Raw genomic sequence first — 17,202 nt, 5'->3', positions numbered from 1 at the left:
TCTTTTTTAAAATGTTTTAAAAGTACCGACAAAATCAAGTCACAGCAGCGTTTGCACGCCAGAATGCTGTATTGTTGTTAACGGAGGTGTTCATATGCCAGATTTAGCACAGTCAACGTTTATTTTGCCGCAAGATGCGACACTGACCTCAGAACAGTCAGCATTGGAACAGCGAATTTGGACCTTTATCAACGACAATCACAACACAACGTCAACACATCTATTGATCATTTCGGGTGATGCCGGTGCTGGTAAAAGTGTGGTGTTGGATGCTGCTTTTGCGCAGTTGCAAAAAGCTGCCCGTGCGACAAGCGGCGAGTTGGCGGGCACAGACAACAAGTTGTTGGTAAATCACAATGAAATGCTGAAGATTTACAAAGAAATTGCTGGTACAAAGTCTTATTTTCGAAAGAAAGACTTTATGAAACCAACACCATTTATTAACGCGTACCGCAAAGCCGGTAAGCGAGCAGATGTCGTGCTGATCGATGAGGGCCATTTACTACTGACGACGCCTGATCCGTATAATAAATTTCGTGGCCATAATCAGCTTGCTGATATTCTTCAGTTGGCTCGAGTGGTGGTGCTCGTGTTCGATTTCCATCAGCTAGTCAAGCTAAAGAGTTTTTGGACACCTGCTTTATTGAAAAGAGTGACGCGCGAATACGCAGTGACACATTATCATCTGACCGAACAGATGCGGGTAGGCGATGCGGCGGTGAATGACTGGATTGATCATTTTGTTCGTGGAAAAGTGTTGCCTTTGCCACATCCGCAACATTTTGATTTTCAAGTCTTTTCTGATGGTCAGCCGATGTATGACCTCATTCAGCGGCGCAATGCCGAAACCGGCCTTTCGCGCATGATCGCGACAGCTGACTATCCATTCACAGTGCTCGATGGTAAAACCTGGTATGTCCAAGCTGGTTCTTTGCGGTTACCTTGGGACAAGATCAACTTCACCGATCGCCCGTGGGCACAACGTCCTGAGACATTGCATGAAGTTGGTTCCATTTATACTATTCAAGGCTTTGACTTGAATTACGCAGGTGTGATTCTAGGGCCGAGTCTAGGCTATGATCCCTCAAAAGACCGGCTTACGGTTGATCTGGCGCAGTACCAAGACAAGGAAGCCTTCAAAAAGCGCCCGGATTTGGCCGACACCACCGACGCTAAAGCCGCGATTATCATGAATGCCATTAATATTCTGCTGAAAAGGGCGAAGCATGGGCTTTATCTTTACGCAGCTGATCCTGCTTTGCGCCAACGGCTATTGCAATTGGCCAAATAATCTTGCAACCTCACTTTTGAAATGCAATAGATTGTGAGTCGTTCCAGTTAGCACTATGCTGAAACTGAGTCTAAATCTAAAAGGAGTGGTTTGCATGGCTGAAAAGTATACAGCAGAAATTGTGCCATTGAACGCTGAGAAGATTGGCAGCGCAGCGCACGGTGCCGCGACGTTCACGATTGATGGTGCGCAAATGAAGATTCATATCGATATGTTTGATACACCTGCTAATGTGCAGCATTGGGAACATTTCCACGGATTCCCGGATGGTAAGCCAGCAGAAATCGCCACAGCGGCACAAGATGCTAATGGTGACGGTTTCGTTGATCTGCCAGAAACAGAACCGGTTTCCGGTACAACGATGGTGCCATTTGACGCTGAACCGGCCAAGATGCATGTGCCAAATGACAGTTACCCAGTGGCTGATGCAGAAGGTCACTATGCTTATGACAAACTCGTTGATCTGAAGGAATTGCAGACAGCGTTTAAAGCCGCTTTTGGCAGTGACGATTTGCAGCTCGATAAAAGGGTCATTTATATTCATGGTGTGCCGGATACCTTGAAGCTACCGGCTACTGTTCAAGGAACTGTCATGAACTACGATGCCCACGTTACTTTACCAATTGCAGTTGGGAAAATCATCAAAGCTTAAACTAATTAGTTGAATAAATAACCTATAAGTAGTCTTGGAACTTACTGGCAATACGCCGGCTGTTTCAAGGCTACTTTTGGGTTTGAGGACCTTATTTACCTATAAATAGAGCTTTTTACATTATATGTACAGATTAATACCTATAATGTCAATAAGTATGCACTGTTAAAAATATCTTGTTAAATAACGAACATTATCATTCCTTTGCGCGGGGTCAACTTGTTAAGCTGGTGTTGGAAGAAGAGAGACGCCGGAAACAATGGAAGGAGGCGCACAGATGCCTAAGAAGTTGATCCATATCGTCATGTTGGCGATGTTGATGCTGACCCAGGTCGGCAGCGCCGTTGTCCCTGTAGCCGACAACGGTGAGACAAACATCACCGAACATGACCGTGCGGCGCCAAAATCCGATCCATCCTCACACCAGAACGATGCGAGCGGACAAGCGGCAATTAGCCAAGACACAATTGAGTCTGACAAGAAACACACAAGTGCAGCAATGAGCATTTCTGAGAACCAAACCGTCAAAACGGAGATGCCGGAGTTGACCAACCGCCTTGATCGACAAGATGTTGTTTTGGACGATGGCGGGCAATGGACAGCGGCGGTCGGCCAGCATGTCGTGACTTACACATACGACATGCAGCAGGCTGAAATCAAGGTGAAACTAAAGCTCGTCAAGCCGTGGAGTGAGAATAGGACACAAAAAGTCGTTGTGACGCCATTTACAGATATGGTGTCACAACCCGCTCATACGAATGGTGAAATCAATCATGTGTTTGACAGTAATAATTGGGCTGCACATGAGTATGAGATGACGAAGAAGCTATCAAGTGAGGAACAAAAGCAAAAAAGCTTCAAGCTCAGTCTAGACGGGTTCAATGGCACTGATCACGTGTTATCGCTGAATCTAGATCTGAAGTTGCCAGGTCCGATCGTGAACGATCATGTGAGCGAACCCGGCACAGACAGCTTGGATGCACACAGTCTCATCCTGCCGCGTGCAGCGTTGGGTGAAACCAAAATTCAGGTCACGAAGGCAGATGGTTCTGACTTTCCGATTGGGTCGGCTCAGATTTACCGAAAGCCAAACGGTAGCAGCCGCAGTAAATACGGTAGCCAAACTGCCATGAAAGAAAATGTCTCGACAGATTATGTGCCGAGTTCTTCAGCAACAGCGGTCATTTTTAAAGACGTGATTACCCAAGAAGATGGCTTGTCTAATGTTTTGGATGCCAAGCTTAAAGTCGATATCAATCATGTAGGTTCGGCCAGCGATTTGAATGGTCGACACTTTGAGATCGGGGCCTATGTGGAAATGACCAATATCCATGTGCGCCGCGTTGAACGGGCACCAACGCCAACAGATGTCGGCATCGACTTCTCGAACAATTTCTTTTCTGGTATGTCCTTCGCTAACGTCCTCCACTATGACTGGCGGGTGGTCTTTTATGAAAAAGAAACCGGCAAGCGGCTGAATTTTATTCCGCAAAGTGATCTGAATCAGAATTCGACTTTAACCTTTACATCATTGAACCCAGGCGAGTTCGTTTGGACTGAGCAGTCAGATATCAACGCGACTTACAATGCTGATTATGTCACTGACTGGCAGTTTCAAGAAGGTAACTGGATTACCGCGAACAAGGACGTTTTTGATCAAGAGAATCTTGGCGAACGGGGCACTGGTCAGAAAGGCTATACCTCGAAAACATGGGGGAACTGGGTTGATCCGATTGATCATGACAATCTAAGTGAGTGGGAGGACCGCCTCGGCGCGCCAACATTTGGCCGCGGGGCTGTGGCTTATACGCTGAATGGTACGAGTCACACGTTTAAGCGAGGAACCTTTTCGAGCGGTGGAAGTACATGGGTCGCCAATGGCAGCGGACAGATTGAGTTAATTGACCCGAATGTTACCAACAACAAGAGTGTCAGCGCACAAGCGATTGCTGGCGGTGGCGCCAAGGCGGATAAAAACAAGCCAATTTGGACGTCAAACGATCTCCACAATCAGGTGGTCAATGAGCATTACCAAGGCGCCCCTTTTTACTACTACATCAACCAAGAAGTGTACAGCATGGGCGATTATGTGGTAAAGCCGACGACCATCACGGTGACGGATTTATTGCCGGAAAATATTGAATTGATTCCGGATCAGAACAATGGGCCACCGACTTATGAACAAGCCTTTCAACTTTTTAACGCGACTGATCCTGATGCACCCAACAAAGATCGGGCCATGACACTGACGCCTGGCGTTTCATCGTTTGAGGTGACTGAGGAAAAGGGCCGCCAACGTATCACGCTGACGATTGGCCGAGCAGATGTGCAGAAAATCTACTTCCACAGCGGCTATTTCTCACTGCGACTCAAGGTTCGGCCGACCCTCGATCCTGACACCATCGATCAACGCGTGACAATGACCAACAGCGCGGTGGTGAAATTCTTCGATACGAAAGAGCGCTATAGCAAGGAAACTAACGAGGTGGATGTGCATTTAGACCCTCTGAATCGTTTTCCCGCCAGCATCACTAAAAAGAATCAGCATGGCGCTTTACTTGAAGGAACTAAGTTTACGTTGAAACAAGCTGGCCAGCCATTGCAGGAAGCGGTCACCAATGCCCAAGGACAGGCGACCTTCACCGGTTTACGCCCCGGAAAGTACACCGTTGCCGAAGTGATGTCACCAGGACACTTGCTCCAACCAGAGTTTGACTTAATTGTCGCTGAAAATGGTGACGTGACGATTGGACGGCAAGGGGAGATTTGGGACGACAACACGGTGGTTAATCAGTTGAAACCAACTGAACTTGAGTTACTCAAGGTCAATAAAAGTAACAAACCATTAGCCAAGGCTACGTTTGCACTGTATCGCGATGGTCAGACTGAGCCGGTTGCTTCGGACAACACAAATGATGAAGGGCGGTTGCTTTTTGATCATCAGCTAACCCCTGGCAGCTACCGGTTAGTTGAAACCAAAGCACCTGAGGGTTTCGATAAATTGGCGGGGGCATTCACATTTACGATCAATCAAACCGGCACCATGGTTGATTTAAAATACAGCGGCAGTGATCTTACGACTGATGATTATGAATTTAAATTCCAGCCGGACGCCACCGACAAGGTTAATCGCATTAGCTTTACAGTCGTCAATCACAGCCTTGAAAGTTTGTTACCGAAAACAGGCGGCAATGGCATTGTGCTATTTCTGCTAATGGCATTAGTGGCCGGCGCTAGCGGATTACTGCTAGTCATTGTGCTCAAGCGAAAGGAGGCGCGTTAAGATGCGACTACGATTGCTATGGTGGGTTATCCCGCTCCTCCTATTAGTTGGCACGCTGCTTGGTCTTCAGCCAGTCAGCGCGGCTGAAAACACTGCCGAAATTGTCTTGCATAAACGCATTTACCGGGATGTGCGGCAACCTGAAGACGTTTGGTACGACAATGACGGTCAGATAATTGATCCGGAAAACCCTGATAAGGCTGGATATAAACTGTTGAGCAAAACTAGTGGTCTGAATGGCGCTAATTTTGAAGTTTACGATGCTAGTTCCTTGTTGAAGTCAGATATGACACCGGATGACGTTCAGGCACTGATCGAAAAGTATCAAAATATGACTCGCAAGCAGGCACTTAAGTTTGCGCGGGCAAACCTGCAACTTGCAGGTCAAGGGAATAAAGGACTTGGCTTGATTAACACCGCCACCGATAAAAATCTTGGTGAAGACGGGATTGGACGCGTCACAGTTGACACTGGTCAAGGCAGCTTCGAGAAAGCGTATCTGCTGATTGAAACCGCGTTGGATTTCTCCACCAATCTGAACGTTGACATGGAAAGAAAAAGCTCACCGATGCTGATTGTTTTTCCGGTAAAAGATCCGACTTCAGGTGACCCAATGTCGACCGTGCATCTTTATCCCAAGAACGTCGGTTATGTCCGGGACCCGTACTTCTTTAAATTCGGCGTTCATCCTGACGGGACGAGTCGGCGATTAGCCGGGGCCATTTTCGCGATCTACCGAATCGTGGACGGTCAGAAACTATATCTCGACTTGTCACCAGCTACTGACTTGAAGAACAAATGGGTTGCATCAACCGATGCTCTTCATGATGATCGTGTGAATAAATTTGTTTCGGACAAAGACGGTTTAGTGAACACAGGTGAACGATTCTTGTCGGCGGGCACGTATTATTTTGAAGAATTACAGTCAGTACCAGGTTATGAATTGGACGAAAAAAGTCGGGCGATTAAAATCGAAATTCCCGACTCTTGGTTAGATGATGATGACAATTACCGTTATGTACTGATTGATGGCCAGCCGATGAAAGAAAACATCGGCGGGATCGTGACACCGGAAATGATCAGTATCGGTAATCCCCGAGTTTATAACTATACAGATCGCAGCAGCACTTCAAGCGAATCCGACCCGACACCGCCGACAGGCCAGTCTGATCAGTTAGACAAACCGACTGGCGCAGGCGCAACTGGATATTTGCCGGCAATGTCTGACTGGCAAAACCTAAGTCTCGTTCTCATCGGTATAGGACTCCTGACATTGGCAACTTACTTCCTGATCAAGCATAAGAAAGCGAGGAACCACCCATGAATGCCACGATAAAAAAGATCGGACACGGCCTATTAGCCGCCTTGATGCTCATGAGCGTGTTACTACCGCTATTGGGCGCTGGCAGAACCGTTCACGCTGCCGAAAGCCAGGTTGCATTTACCCTTCACAAAATTGAACAAACTGCAGATGAACAGATTCAAAACACTGGCCATGATTTAGGTCTCACTGGCAGAACCCCAGTTGTCGGTGCAAAATTCAAAGTGTTTAATGTTACAGATGCTTTTTATCAGCTATTAGAGACACACGATAAAGAGACTGCGGCGGCGATGATGTCGCAGAATCTGGGAAACTATGCAAATCTTCAAGATCCAAATGCGCCAGAAATCACGACTGGTCAAGATGGGTTGGCAGTTTTTAATCAACTGCCAGCTAAAACCGGTGGTCGGCACAGCGTTTATGCTTTTAGTGAAACATGGACGCCTCAGCCCTATCAAAAAGCAGCTGATATGATCGTGAGTCTGCCGGTGCGTGACAAGAATGGCAATGACTTAACCAATATCCATCTTTACCCTAAGGATAGTGTGGTTACCAAACACTTAGATGCTATCAGTGGCGGAGCAATTGCCGCTAAAGACTTACATGACGTTGCTGTCGGTGATGTGTTGACTTACAATATCCAATTTCAGATTCCCCATGACATTGGCTCAATGGCGGATAATCAATCCGGCGTGTTCAAGTACAATCAATTTGAAGTGCTGGATTACATGACCAAAGCCGGCTTGACGTTTAAAGAACTAACCGCAGTGACTGTGGACGGTCAAAATATTTTGAACGACTTAACAGGCAAAATCGCGCTGATGACCTCAAATGACGCGGCATGGCAAACCGCGCATGGCAACTATCCATTCGGCTTCAAATTAGATTTCTTAGGCGGATCAGACGCCAATGCCGTTCGTAATTTGTTGACGAAGTATGCCGGTAAACGGGTGACCGTTGGCTATACGGGGATCGTGAACGAGAAGATGGTACCTGATCAAAAAATCGGGAACACAGCAGTTGTTTCTTTTGATCCTGATACCAAAATCACCGTTAACGGCCCGGAAATTCAGACTGGCGGGATGAAGTTCTTCAAATATGAAACTGGTTCCGATGACAAGTCGTTGGCTGGTGCAAAGTTCATCATTCAGCGACAAACTGGCAATGCAACAGAATATGCTGTGCTTGAAGGTGTCACCGGTATGACAGGCGCTTATGCCCCAAGCAAGATCACTTGGACGACAACGAAAGCTGATGCAACCGAACTGACCACTAACGCAGGAAAGCCATTTAACCTGTCGATTCAAGGGATGCTGCCAGGGACTTATACCTTGATTGAAACAGATGCCCCTGATGGCTATGAAATCACGGATCCAACCACGGACTTTGAGATTGTTGCAGGTACGTGGGGCGAGAAAATCGTTCGCATCACAAACACCCCCGTACGCACATTGCTGCCGATGACCGGCGGGATGGGACTGCTCGCATTTCTGCTGATCGGCATCGTCTTGATGAGCGGTGGTTACTATGTGAAGAAGCAAACTGGCAAGAAAGCCTGATCGCCTATGGCTAAGCAGGCGAAAGGGTCGAACCGGCTGTTGCGCTGGCTCGTGATCATCCTCTTCACCGCGGGGGCTGCCTGCTTCTGCTACCCTTTTGCGGCGACGGCGATCAATGAAGTCATCATGACCAGTCGTCGTGCTGAAGCCGATCGCGAAGCAGCCAAAAATGCCGCAGCCCAAGATGCACAACGCGCTTCTGAGAATCGCGCGCTCGCCGAAACCGGCCTGCGACCCGGCCAAGACCCCTTTAACAGTGAGCAAAAAGTCAAGCAGGCTTATGTTAAAAAGCATTTAATTGGGCGAATTGCGATTCCGAAAATAGAAGTCGACTTGCCACTATTTGATACCACCAACAACACCTTACTTGATCAAGGCGCCGTTGTTTTACTGGGTACTAGTTATCCGCGCGGTGGTAAAAATACGCACACAGTGATTTCGGCCCATGGCGGCTTGCCAACCAAGCGCTACTTTACGGGGTTGAAGAAGCTCAAGAAAGGTCAGCAGTTTCTGATTGAAGTTAACGGCAAGAAACTAGCATACAAGGTCTTTCGCATTCAAACTGTGAAACCAGATTAGACTGAAAGCTTGCAGATTGAATCAGGTCAGGATTTAGCAACGCTCATGACGTGCACGCCATACATGATCAACTCGCATCGCTTGTTGGTCACTGGTAAACGCGTACCCTATACGGAATCGTTGGGACAAGCAGCAAAAGCCGCTGACCAATGGCGCTTTTGGAAAAGCTCTGCAATTATCGGCGGTGTGCTGTTGCTAGCTGTGCTGATCGTCTGGTTAGCCCGCCGTTACTTGCGCCGACAGCGTAGGTCATAAAAGGTCAGGAAGACAGTTCGATTGACCAATTTTGTCAAAAAACCTCCTAGATTGGTCAGCAATCTCGGAGGTTTTTACTTGGCCGTGATAAAAAAGCCAGTCAGTAAGACAGGACAAGGTCGGGGATATACAGGTTAATAAGATGTTCATTGCTGCTTTTTATGGTTGTTAGCGGGTTATATAATCGCATGGTTAATTCTGATATATTATAATTCTGATATGAAGGAGTGTGTGCATGTTGAAAAAATGGGTTTGGGTGACGGTATTGTCAGCCATCGGTATCGTTGCACTTGGCTTTGGCGGCTGGGCGTTGATTGATCATTATCAGTACAGCCAGTTAGTTGATCAGCCAAGTGATGTTAAAAAATGGGAAGCTGATCCGCGGCCGTTGCAGTCCAAAAGCGCGGCAATTAAGCAAATTAAAGCTATCGGGCAATCAGATCCGCTTGAAAAACGCGCGGCCACCGATGCCAAATTAGTGGTGATTCCTGGACTTCGCGGTGCTTGGTCGATCAATGCTAAAACCAAAAAAGCGGGTTTTGGCAATAACTGGGTGCCTCAAGGGGTCACCCAGTCCAAAGATGCGATCTATATGAGCTTGTATGATGGTAATCACAAACTGAATTCAATCATTGTTCAGGTGAACAAGCATAATGTTAAGTACAATAAAACCTTAATTTTAAGGAGCAAATCGCACGTTGGTGGTATCACTTATGACATCGACCATCAACGACTGCTTTGGTCTGATGATGCCGCGCAGACAACAGGTGCTGGTATCAGTTATGTGTCACAGCGCGAAATCGATGCCTATTCGGCTAAAGCAACGCAACAACCGATAAAGTCAACCCGGATTGAACTTCATTTGGCAAGACGGACCTCAGCGATTGCCCTGTATAACAATCAATTGGTTTTTGTTAAATATGGTCAGAACAAAAAGAACCGTTCGATCCTTGCCTTACCGCTCAATGCAAATGGGCTGCCAGCACCCATCACGATGAAGCAAATGAAAGCATGGGCTTTGGAACTTGCACCAAAGTTTGCCGGCAAAACACTCGATCAAGAAGTTAACATGGTCTTTAAATCGCTGATTCAAAAGAAAGTCATTAATTCGTATAACAATGGCTGGGATCGGCTTCAAGGCATTGCCATTGCCAAAAGTGGGCTGACGTTGCTCAGTCAGTCAAATGGCAGCGCACCAGGCAAAATCTGGATTCGGGTTCCGGGCAATAAAAGCTGGACTAAACTAGACTTCACTGCACCAAAGTCAGGATCTAAAATTATTAACGTGCCAAACTCGGTTGAAGAAATCAGCCTTGATCCTTCTGAGAAGCACATTTCGATGATCTTTGAAAGTGGTGCCAAAGCTTATCGTGAAGCAGGCTCCTTCATGCATCGTCCGAGTTACATGGATCGGGTCATTATTTTGCCAGTGTTGGTTAAAAAAGGCCAAGTCCAGTAATTGCGTGGCTTGACAGTAAGAGAGAAGCCAAAAGCAGATTTTGCAATCAGAAGGTGATTGCGGAAACTGCTTTTTGTTTGCCTCAGAAACTAGCATTTTTAATAACACCTGTTTTGTTCGCACATCGTTTGGCCAAAATGATAAAGTTATTATTACAATATTAATTGACTTATTTTGGGGGTGTGGGGATGCGTCAATATGGGATAAAAGGACTGGCGGCGCTTGGCATGCTGCTGGTGATGTTGGGCATGCCAAGCGGCTCAGCGGAAAGTGAGCCGACGCCATTAAAAGCCAATCATGTTGCCGCAGTTTATGAGGCCAAGAAGGTTAGACCACTCTTTCAACAACTAGCCGTCTTTCCGGATGGCACGCAGCAACCACTTGCTGGCGGCATCTTTGCTTTTTATCGATTCGACAGTTCAGGCCGCCGCCGCTATCGAACAACGGATGGTCATTGGCGGTCAGTTGGGAATCCATTAACTTCTAAAGAAGCCTATAAGGTAAAAGCAGATCGGCACGGTATTGTTGCCATCGCCAAGAACCTACCAGTTGGGACTTTTTACAGTGAGCGCCTACTTTTGCCGCGACCATATGCGACCAAAATGCCGCTGCCTGTCAAGATTCACGTGAAGCGCACTGGCATCACGGCCAATGGTCAGGCCATTCATACAGGAGAGGAACTGCCTAGAATTTACGCTTTTCGGGTGGCGGTGACGCGGCAGTGAGCGATTTTTGACACTGCCTATGCCTAGTTTATATTTTTCGCCCTTATTTCAGTAAATGGTTGGCTGGCTTGATGCGGAAAAGAGTTTTTAATCCCCGCTGAATTTCGGTTGTCGAGATAGCAGTGACACACGATTATCGGCGCAAATACAACGTTTATTTTTGAACCCGCTTAGATGCTTTCTTGTACGATACAATGTTTTTGAAAGCATTGTGTCGTTTTAAAATCTTTTGCAGTTCTTGGAGGTATGATTGATGCGCGCGAAAAAGAAACAAAACAAAATGACAAATGCGTTGCTTTTAACCGTGAGTTTTATCGTGGTGGCTTGATACCTGCTTTTCTTTAAAGGGGTTAGCCAACCTTTTCAGTTTATCTTAGTTTGTGGCAGTCTCAGTGGGTTCTTGGTTCTTCTAGGGGCACACCTTAGACAATTATTTGCTCGGAGTTGAGTAACGATGAGGCGTGCGTATAAGCGGTAATCAACGCTTCGGAATACCTGCGCTTGACTTTTCGTCATTGCCCGCATACAATTCACTTCATCAAGTCATAGTAGCGCCTCACAGAGATCAGGACAATCGCTGAAAGTCCTGAAATGTGCGCGAATCCAAGCTTGTATGATGAGTCTCACAAAACTTAAATAACGATAAAAGCGCAAAGCATTGCTTTGAACGAGAATGGTACCGCCTTAACGGGTGTCTCGATCAAGGCGGTGCTTTTTTTGATAGATTAGATTTCTCGACAAGTATGCATTCAGCGGAGGTAGCAATGGCAAAACGGGCGATGCAATGTAAACGATTAGTAGTGAAGATTGGCACGAGTAGCCTGATTCATCCAAATGGTAAAGTCAATTTGCAAACCATTGATCGACTGGCCTACGCTTTGACGGCGCTGAATAATCAAGGCTATGAGCTGGTGTTAGTCACCTCTGGCGCAATTGGCGTGGGAATGGCGGAACTAGGCATGTCGAAACGACCAGCTGTCATTGCCGAGCAACAAGCGCTTGCCGCGATTGGCCAGTCGGAATTGATGACCTTGTACACGCAGCGGTTTAGTGATTATGGTGCGAAAATTGGCCAATTGCTGCTAACACATGATGTATTTGATTATCCGATGAATCGTCAGCATGTGCTGGACACGATTGATGCGTTATTGGCTCAGCAAGTGATTCCGGTGATCAACGAAAATGACAGTGTAGCGGTTGACGAGTTGGATCATCGCACGACATTTGGTGATAATGACCAATTGTCGGCGTTAGTGGCTAAGCAAATTGGCGCTGATTTGTTGGTCGTCCTTTCAGATATTGACGGGTTGTATGACCGTGACCCGAATCGCCATCCGGATGCTGCGCTCATGCCGACGATTACGCAGCTATCTGCCAAAGTGCTGGCAGCTGCAGGCGGCAGTTCGACGCGCTTCGGGACCGGCGGCATGGTGACAAAACTGAAGGCCGCCAAGACGATGATGCGTGCTGGCAAACAAATGGTGCTTGCTAGTGGTCGTGATCCGCGGATTATTTTACAAATCTTGGCTGGCGACCCAGTCGGTACCTGGTTCGGTCAGCCCAAACAAGCAGCAAGTGTCAGTCAAAGTTTTCAATAGTAGGTTTTAGTAGCATTTTTAAACGGCTCATATCACGTTGGCAGACGCAGAAGCTTGCTCGCGTGCACTAAAAAAGGAGACCGATGATATGGACGCAACGACAATTGATCTTGAACAGATGGGGCGGGCAGCCAAAACGGCGGCGATGACGCTTGGCCAATTGACGACACTACAGAAAAATACCGGCTTGTTAGCGATGGCGGCTGCGCTGGAGACGCATGCCGATACCATCTTGGCGGCAAATAAGGCTGATCTTGCAGCTGCGAGCGCCTTGCCGGAAAAGTTTGTTGATCGGCTCGCGTTAACGAAGGCACGCATTGCCGACATGGCAGCTGGGGTACGACAGGTTGCCACACTGGATGATCCGACTGCGCAAACGGACAGGGCGTGGGTGAACGAAGCCGGCTTGACGATTGCTCAAAAACGCGTGCCATTGGGTGTTGTTGGCATGATTTACGAAGCGCGGCCAAATGTGACGGTGGATGCAGCTGCCCTGACCTTTAAAAGCGGCAATGCGGTCATTTTACGCGGTGGCAAGGAAGCATTACACAGCAATCTTGCGTTGGCGACAGTTTTACAAGATGCGCTGGCAGCAAAAGGGTTACCGCGTGATGCCGTGCAATTGATCACCGATCCTAGCCGTGCCGTTGCCACCCAGATGATGCACTTAAACGGCTACATTGATGTGCTGATTCCGCGAGGCGGCAAAGGGTTGATTAAAGCGGTGGTTGAACAGGCAACGGTTCCGGTGATCGAAACCGGAGCTGGCAATTGTCACATTTATGTTGATGCCCATGCCCAATTGCAAATGGCGGTGGCGATTGTTGTCAATGCCAAGGTGCAACGGCCATCTGTCTGCAATGCAGCCGAGAAGCTTTTGATTCACGCTGATGTGGCAAATGAACAGTTGCCAGTCATTGCTAAAGCCTTGCAAGATCATGGCGTTGAATTACGCGGCGATGAACGTGCCCGCGCCATCGTGCCGAGTATGCACGCTGCTACCGCTGAAGACTGGGATACGGAATACAATGACCTGATTATGGCCGTTAAGGTCGTTGACTCAGAAGAAGAAGCCATTCAACACATCAATGCGCATAATACAAAGCACAGTGAGGCGATTATCACAGACAATTACCAAAATAGTCAGCAGTTCTTACAGCAGGTGGATGCCGCCGTGGTTTACGTGAATGCCTCGACCCGCTTCACGGATGGCTATGAATTTGGTTTTGGCGCCGAAATCGGCATCAGCACACAAAAATTGCATGCTCGTGGGCCAATGGGATTAGCCGCACTGACCACGATTAAGTATCAGGTTTTGGGCAATGGGGAGATCCGGAAAAATTGAAAGTTTATTTTGAATAGCAATGGCGTTGGCACAATCTATCGATCACAGATAGTTTGTGTCAACGCCATTTTTTACGGTCTAAGCATGGAGCCAATGCTTAACTGTTGTTTGATGGCTAAGCAGGATCGGTATGGTTAACAGCAACGCCAACAAACCACAGGAAGGAAACCCCCACAGGCCGCCAGCCATGTCCATTAAACCACCGACGTATAAACTGCCAATGGGCGTAGAGCCTTGGTTGAGCAGAACGTAGACGCTCATGATCCGGCCACGCAACTCATTGGGGATAGAGAACTGAAAAGCAGCATTGGATTGATTCAAGAAAACCATGTTGCAAAATCCAATGACAACCATAAAAATCATCGCCAACCAATAAACGTGAACAAAAATCATCAGCGATTGAACCAAGGCCGTCCCTAATGCCACTAGAAGGTATAAATCGCGGCGTAGGCCAAACCGAGCCAGATAACTCATGAGGAACGCTGCAATCAGTGAACCAATCCCTGTTGCCGATAGCAGATTGGCATAGCCTTGTGCACCACGGCCTAAAACTTCCTGCGCATAGATGGGGATGATGACATTATTGTTAAAGTTCAGTGTGCAAATAATCATCATTAATTCGGCACTTAATTTAACGTTGTCATGGTGGACGATGTAAGCAAGCCCTTCTTTGACATCAGCAATGATGTGGCGCGGTGTGTGACTGGCAACAGGATGCTGCTGATGAATCATCAATAAACCAATAATAATGGCAATGTAACTCAAGGTGTCAACTAGAAAACACGGCGCCACTCCTATGGTGACCATGAGCACCCCGGCTAGGGAAGGACCCGCAATTTTTGCCAAATTGAAAATGGAAGAGTTCAATGAAATCCCGTTCATGAGGTCTTTTTTGCCAACAAGTTCAATAACATAGGATTGTCGAGTTGGCGTATCAAAACTTTGAAGAATGCCATAGCCTAAGGCAATTACCAGAATTTGCCAGTATTGAACAATTTTTAGAAAAGTGATGATCGTCATGGCAGCACCCAAGACTAGAAAACCAAATTGGGTCATCAAAAGAATCCGTCGTTTGGGGTAGCGATCAATGAGCGTACCGGCGATTAAGGTGAGTGCCATGATAGGAACAAATTGAGCCGCTGCGAGCAAGCCAACCAGAAATGCAGATTTGGTCATTTGATAGACCAACCATGTTTGCGTTGTTCGTTGGATCCAAGTGCCCATGACAGAGATACATTGGCCAATCCAGAAGCGGCGGAAATTGGTTGACCGCAGTGAAGAGAAAGTTGCACCAAAAATGTGCCTATCCACGAAAATCATCGCCTTGTTTGGAGTCTATTGTTTCTTATCGTTGGCTTTTTCAGTGAAGATGTCAATACTGAAGCAGGGCGTCTTTTGCAAGTGGTGTCGTCTTTTCAATCTATGAAAGCAACACTTTTCAGTAAAAAGAGGCGGCTGACTTGTCAATATTTTGAGAATTTTTTTAATTAAAGTCAAAAAATAAAAGCGCATTCAACTGCCTTTTGGCGGGATTGTGACGAAATTATGAAAATTTATATATAATTGATCATTTATGTTGACGATAAAACTTTCGGCCTGTTAACCTTAGCTCAACACATAACAAGGGGGAACTTAATCATGAAGCAGGCAAAAGAAGGCATGGTCGTTTTATGTCGTGCGAATGGCAATATGGAACATGATTTTGTTGGTCGCATTCAGAAATGCTATGAAAATTCTGCATTGGTCGAAATTCTTGATTATGCGCCGCAGGATCAAGTAAACGTACAGGATTTAATTGGTCGCACAGTCATTGCATTCAATCGCATGAAACGCAGTCAGACGACGCAGTTAGCAACAACACAAAATCAAGTTAAAGAAAGTGTCGGGTAGCTAACGACGATGTTAGTTGCATGGCCTCTAAAATGAGGATTACAGCATCGAGTGCTGCCGTAAAAAGCCGCAAGATCAAGGCCACCAGCGTTGTCAATAGCAGTTTATAAACTTTTTTCTTAGAATAGTTGAAACTGATGCCTCTAGGGTGTATAAATGCTTCTTGTGATACAAAAACGTGTGCCGACTCATGGTACAATTAATAAAGGTGGTCAAGAGGAATCATGTTATTTGCAGCACATCTTCGTGATTATGAAGTCGTTGGTCAGTATACGGATAAATGGGGGCATCGGCACGATTCTTCCCGGGTCTGTCATCAGATGACTAAGCGAGAAGCGCGCGACGCTATGCAGCGCTATTTGTTGCAACATTTCAGTGATTCGGTTGACTTGGATGCACCGATCAAAGTGAAAGTGCAGGCCACCAAGTAAGCACTTACCCGCCAGCAAGTTAAGCCCGCACGGCGAATTTGCTGGCGAATGCCTTTAAGGAGGTTTTTCTGTGTCACAAGAAATCGTTATTGGTGATAAAGTATCAGTTCGTAAAGCAAAAGATGTGCCATTGAGTTTCAAAGGCACGGTTGAAAAGCTCTATGCCAACGCGGCAATGCTGACAATCGACAGTTTTTCGCCTGATGATGCCTCACTGGTTGAAGATATGAAGAATAAGACGGTCGTGAACTACAAGCATATTAAAAAAGGCGGCAAAGCGGTTATCCCGCCAGCGCCTGAAGAAAAACGACCGGGTGCACGTCACTAGCGTGTAATGAAAAGGACTGTACGCCGATTGTACAGACTTTTTTATTTTCCTTAGAGGTTGCGTGAGCCCCAAAGTGGCATGGCATAATGTCAACTTGGTATCCTTAAATTAAGCAAAGAAGGAGGAAATCATATGACAGATTATGATGCAGCAAAAGACAAGGTTAGCGGCAAGGTTAAAGAAACCGCTGGTAAATTAACTGGTGATGAATCAACCGAAGCTAAGGGTAAGGCCCAACAGATTGCTGGCGACGTGAAAGAAAAACTTGGCGAAGCAAAAGATAAAGTAGCCGAGAAGTTCAATGACGTTGTAGATAAGACTAAGAAAAAAGAGGACTAAATCGGGGGATGTAGCTCCGATTGGTCAAACCAGAGAGAACGCCGACAGATGGCGTTCTTTTTTTGTAGGAACAAAGCCGCACTATAACCACTTACAAAAAATTAGCAAAATCCCTTTACTTACTAATTATAAGTGATACATTTATCT

Annotated in this window: 14 protein-coding genes and 2 pseudogenes; 15 read left to right on the top strand and 1 reads right to left on the bottom strand. The window is 46.7% G+C overall.

Annotated features, from left to right (window positions below; translation table 11 throughout):
• The first annotated feature begins 94 nt into the window (after window positions 1-94).
• The 11 genes and pseudogenes from LBPC_RS11770 to LBPC_RS11725 all read left to right on the top strand — a co-directional run bounded on the left by LBPC_RS11770 (window position 95) and on the right by LBPC_RS11725 (window position 14,067).
• Entirely contained in the window at window positions 95-1,291 is a 1,197-nt protein-coding gene (locus LBPC_RS11770) for a DUF2075 domain-containing protein (protein WP_016365506.1), read from the top strand.
• Window positions 1,292-1,385: 94 nt separating this feature from the next.
• The gene (locus tag LBPC_RS11765) at window positions 1,386-1,943 is read left to right on the top strand and encodes a hypothetical protein (protein ID WP_003580832.1); all 558 of its coding nucleotides are present in this window, start codon (window positions 1,386-1,388) and stop codon (window positions 1,941-1,943) included.
• A 277-nt stretch (window positions 1,944-2,220) separates the two neighbouring features.
• Window positions 2,221-5,226, top strand: a complete 3,006-nt coding sequence (locus tag LBPC_RS11760; protein ID WP_041091585.1) for a SpaA isopeptide-forming pilin-related protein — start codon at window positions 2,221-2,223, stop codon at window positions 5,224-5,226.
• A gap of 1 nt (window position 5,227) precedes the next feature.
• Entirely contained in the window at window positions 5,228-6,550 is a 1,323-nt protein-coding gene (locus tag LBPC_RS11755) for a pilin N-terminal domain-containing protein (RefSeq protein ID WP_003661777.1), read from the top strand.
• A complete protein-coding gene (locus LBPC_RS11750) occupies window positions 6,547-8,106 on the top strand; it encodes a SpaH/EbpB family LPXTG-anchored major pilin (protein ID WP_003661779.1) in 1,560 nt (519 codons plus the stop codon). Before LBPC_RS11755 ends, LBPC_RS11750 begins: the two co-directional genes overlap by 4 nt.
• Window positions 8,107-8,112: 6 nt before the next feature.
• Window positions 8,113-8,940: pseudogene (locus tag LBPC_RS11745) on the top strand (class C sortase).
• 235 nt (window positions 8,941-9,175) lie between these two features.
• Window positions 9,176-10,399 carry a hypothetical protein gene (locus tag LBPC_RS11740; protein WP_003661784.1) on the top strand — a complete coding sequence of 408 codons (1,224 nt, stop codon included), beginning with the start codon at window positions 9,176-9,178 and terminating at the stop codon, window positions 10,397-10,399.
• A gap of 188 nt (window positions 10,400-10,587) precedes the next feature.
• The gene (locus LBPC_RS11735; protein WP_003571396.1) at window positions 10,588-11,124 is read left to right on the top strand and encodes a hypothetical protein; all 537 of its coding nucleotides are present in this window, start codon (window positions 10,588-10,590) and stop codon (window positions 11,122-11,124) included.
• A 253-nt stretch (window positions 11,125-11,377) separates the two neighbouring features.
• Window positions 11,378-11,572, top strand: a pseudogene (locus LBPC_RS15880) (hypothetical protein).
• 316 nt (window positions 11,573-11,888) lie between these two features.
• Window positions 11,889-12,722, top strand: a complete 834-nt coding sequence (gene proB, locus LBPC_RS11730) for a glutamate 5-kinase (RefSeq protein ID WP_003599730.1) — start codon at window positions 11,889-11,891, stop codon at window positions 12,720-12,722.
• An 88-nt stretch (window positions 12,723-12,810) separates the two neighbouring features.
• Window positions 12,811-14,067: a glutamate-5-semialdehyde dehydrogenase gene (locus LBPC_RS11725; protein ID WP_003599729.1), complete on the top strand. Its 1,257-nt coding sequence runs from the start codon at window positions 12,811-12,813 to the stop codon at window positions 14,065-14,067.
• A gap of 78 nt (window positions 14,068-14,145) precedes the next feature.
• On the opposite strand, the gene LBPC_RS11720 is transcribed toward LBPC_RS11725, so the two are convergent.
• Window positions 14,146-15,378, bottom strand: coding sequence for an MFS transporter (locus LBPC_RS11720; protein ID WP_003567292.1), 1,233 nt, complete (start codon window positions 15,376-15,378; stop codon window positions 14,146-14,148).
• 327 nt (window positions 15,379-15,705) lie between these two features.
• On the opposite strand from LBPC_RS11720, the gene LBPC_RS11715 reads away from it, so the two are divergent.
• The 4 genes from LBPC_RS11715 to LBPC_RS11700 all read left to right on the top strand — a co-directional run bounded on the left by LBPC_RS11715 (window position 15,706) and on the right by LBPC_RS11700 (window position 17,055).
• Entirely contained in the window at window positions 15,706-15,957 is a 252-nt protein-coding gene (locus LBPC_RS11715; RefSeq protein WP_003567290.1) for a hypothetical protein, read from the top strand.
• A gap of 224 nt (window positions 15,958-16,181) precedes the next feature.
• Complete coding sequence (locus tag LBPC_RS11710; protein WP_003567288.1) at window positions 16,182-16,388, top strand: hypothetical protein; 207 nt, start codon at window positions 16,182-16,184, stop codon at window positions 16,386-16,388.
• 70 nt (window positions 16,389-16,458) lie between these two features.
• On the top strand, window positions 16,459-16,716 hold the full coding sequence (locus tag LBPC_RS11705; RefSeq protein WP_003567286.1) for a hypothetical protein: 258 nt from the start codon (window positions 16,459-16,461) through the stop codon (window positions 16,714-16,716).
• A 132-nt stretch (window positions 16,717-16,848) separates the two neighbouring features.
• On the top strand, window positions 16,849-17,055 hold the full coding sequence (locus tag LBPC_RS11700; RefSeq protein WP_003567284.1) for a CsbD family protein: 207 nt from the start codon (window positions 16,849-16,851) through the stop codon (window positions 17,053-17,055).
• The last annotated feature ends 147 nt before the right edge of the window (window positions 17,056-17,202 follow it).

The organism is Lacticaseibacillus paracasei subsp. paracasei (assembly GCF_000829035.1).
Lineage (GTDB): Bacteria > Bacillota > Bacilli > Lactobacillales > Lactobacillaceae > Lacticaseibacillus > Lacticaseibacillus paracasei.
This window is presented reverse-complemented; position numbering and strand designations above follow the sequence as displayed.

Excerpts from the sequence above, each read along its gene's own strand:
- LBPC_RS11715 (WP_003567290.1), top strand. The coding sequence starts at position 15,706 with ATGAAGCAGGCAAAAGAAGGCATGGTCGTTTTATGTCGTGCGAATGGC.
- LBPC_RS11755 (WP_003661777.1), top strand. The coding sequence starts at position 5,228 with ATGCGACTACGATTGCTATGGTGGGTTATCCCGCTCCTCCTATTAGTT.
- proB (WP_003599730.1), top strand. The coding sequence starts at position 11,889 with ATGGCAAAACGGGCGATGCAATGTAAACGATTAGTAGTGAAGATTGGC.
- LBPC_RS11765 (WP_003580832.1), top strand. The coding sequence starts at position 1,386 with ATGGCTGAAAAGTATACAGCAGAAATTGTGCCATTGAACGCTGAGAAG.
- LBPC_RS11735 (WP_003571396.1), top strand. The coding sequence starts at position 10,588 with ATGCGTCAATATGGGATAAAAGGACTGGCGGCGCTTGGCATGCTGCTG.
- LBPC_RS11760 (WP_041091585.1), top strand. The coding sequence starts at position 2,221 with ATGCCTAAGAAGTTGATCCATATCGTCATGTTGGCGATGTTGATGCTG.
- LBPC_RS11700 (WP_003567284.1), top strand. The coding sequence starts at position 16,849 with ATGACAGATTATGATGCAGCAAAAGACAAGGTTAGCGGCAAGGTTAAA.
- LBPC_RS11725 (WP_003599729.1), top strand. The coding sequence starts at position 12,811 with ATGGACGCAACGACAATTGATCTTGAACAGATGGGGCGGGCAGCCAAA.
- LBPC_RS11750 (WP_003661779.1), top strand. The coding sequence starts at position 6,547 with ATGAATGCCACGATAAAAAAGATCGGACACGGCCTATTAGCCGCCTTG.
- LBPC_RS11770 (WP_016365506.1), top strand. The coding sequence starts at position 95 with ATGCCAGATTTAGCACAGTCAACGTTTATTTTGCCGCAAGATGCGACA.
- LBPC_RS11710 (WP_003567288.1), top strand. The coding sequence starts at position 16,182 with ATGTTATTTGCAGCACATCTTCGTGATTATGAAGTCGTTGGTCAGTAT.
- LBPC_RS11740 (WP_003661784.1), top strand. The coding sequence starts at position 9,176 with ATGTTGAAAAAATGGGTTTGGGTGACGGTATTGTCAGCCATCGGTATC.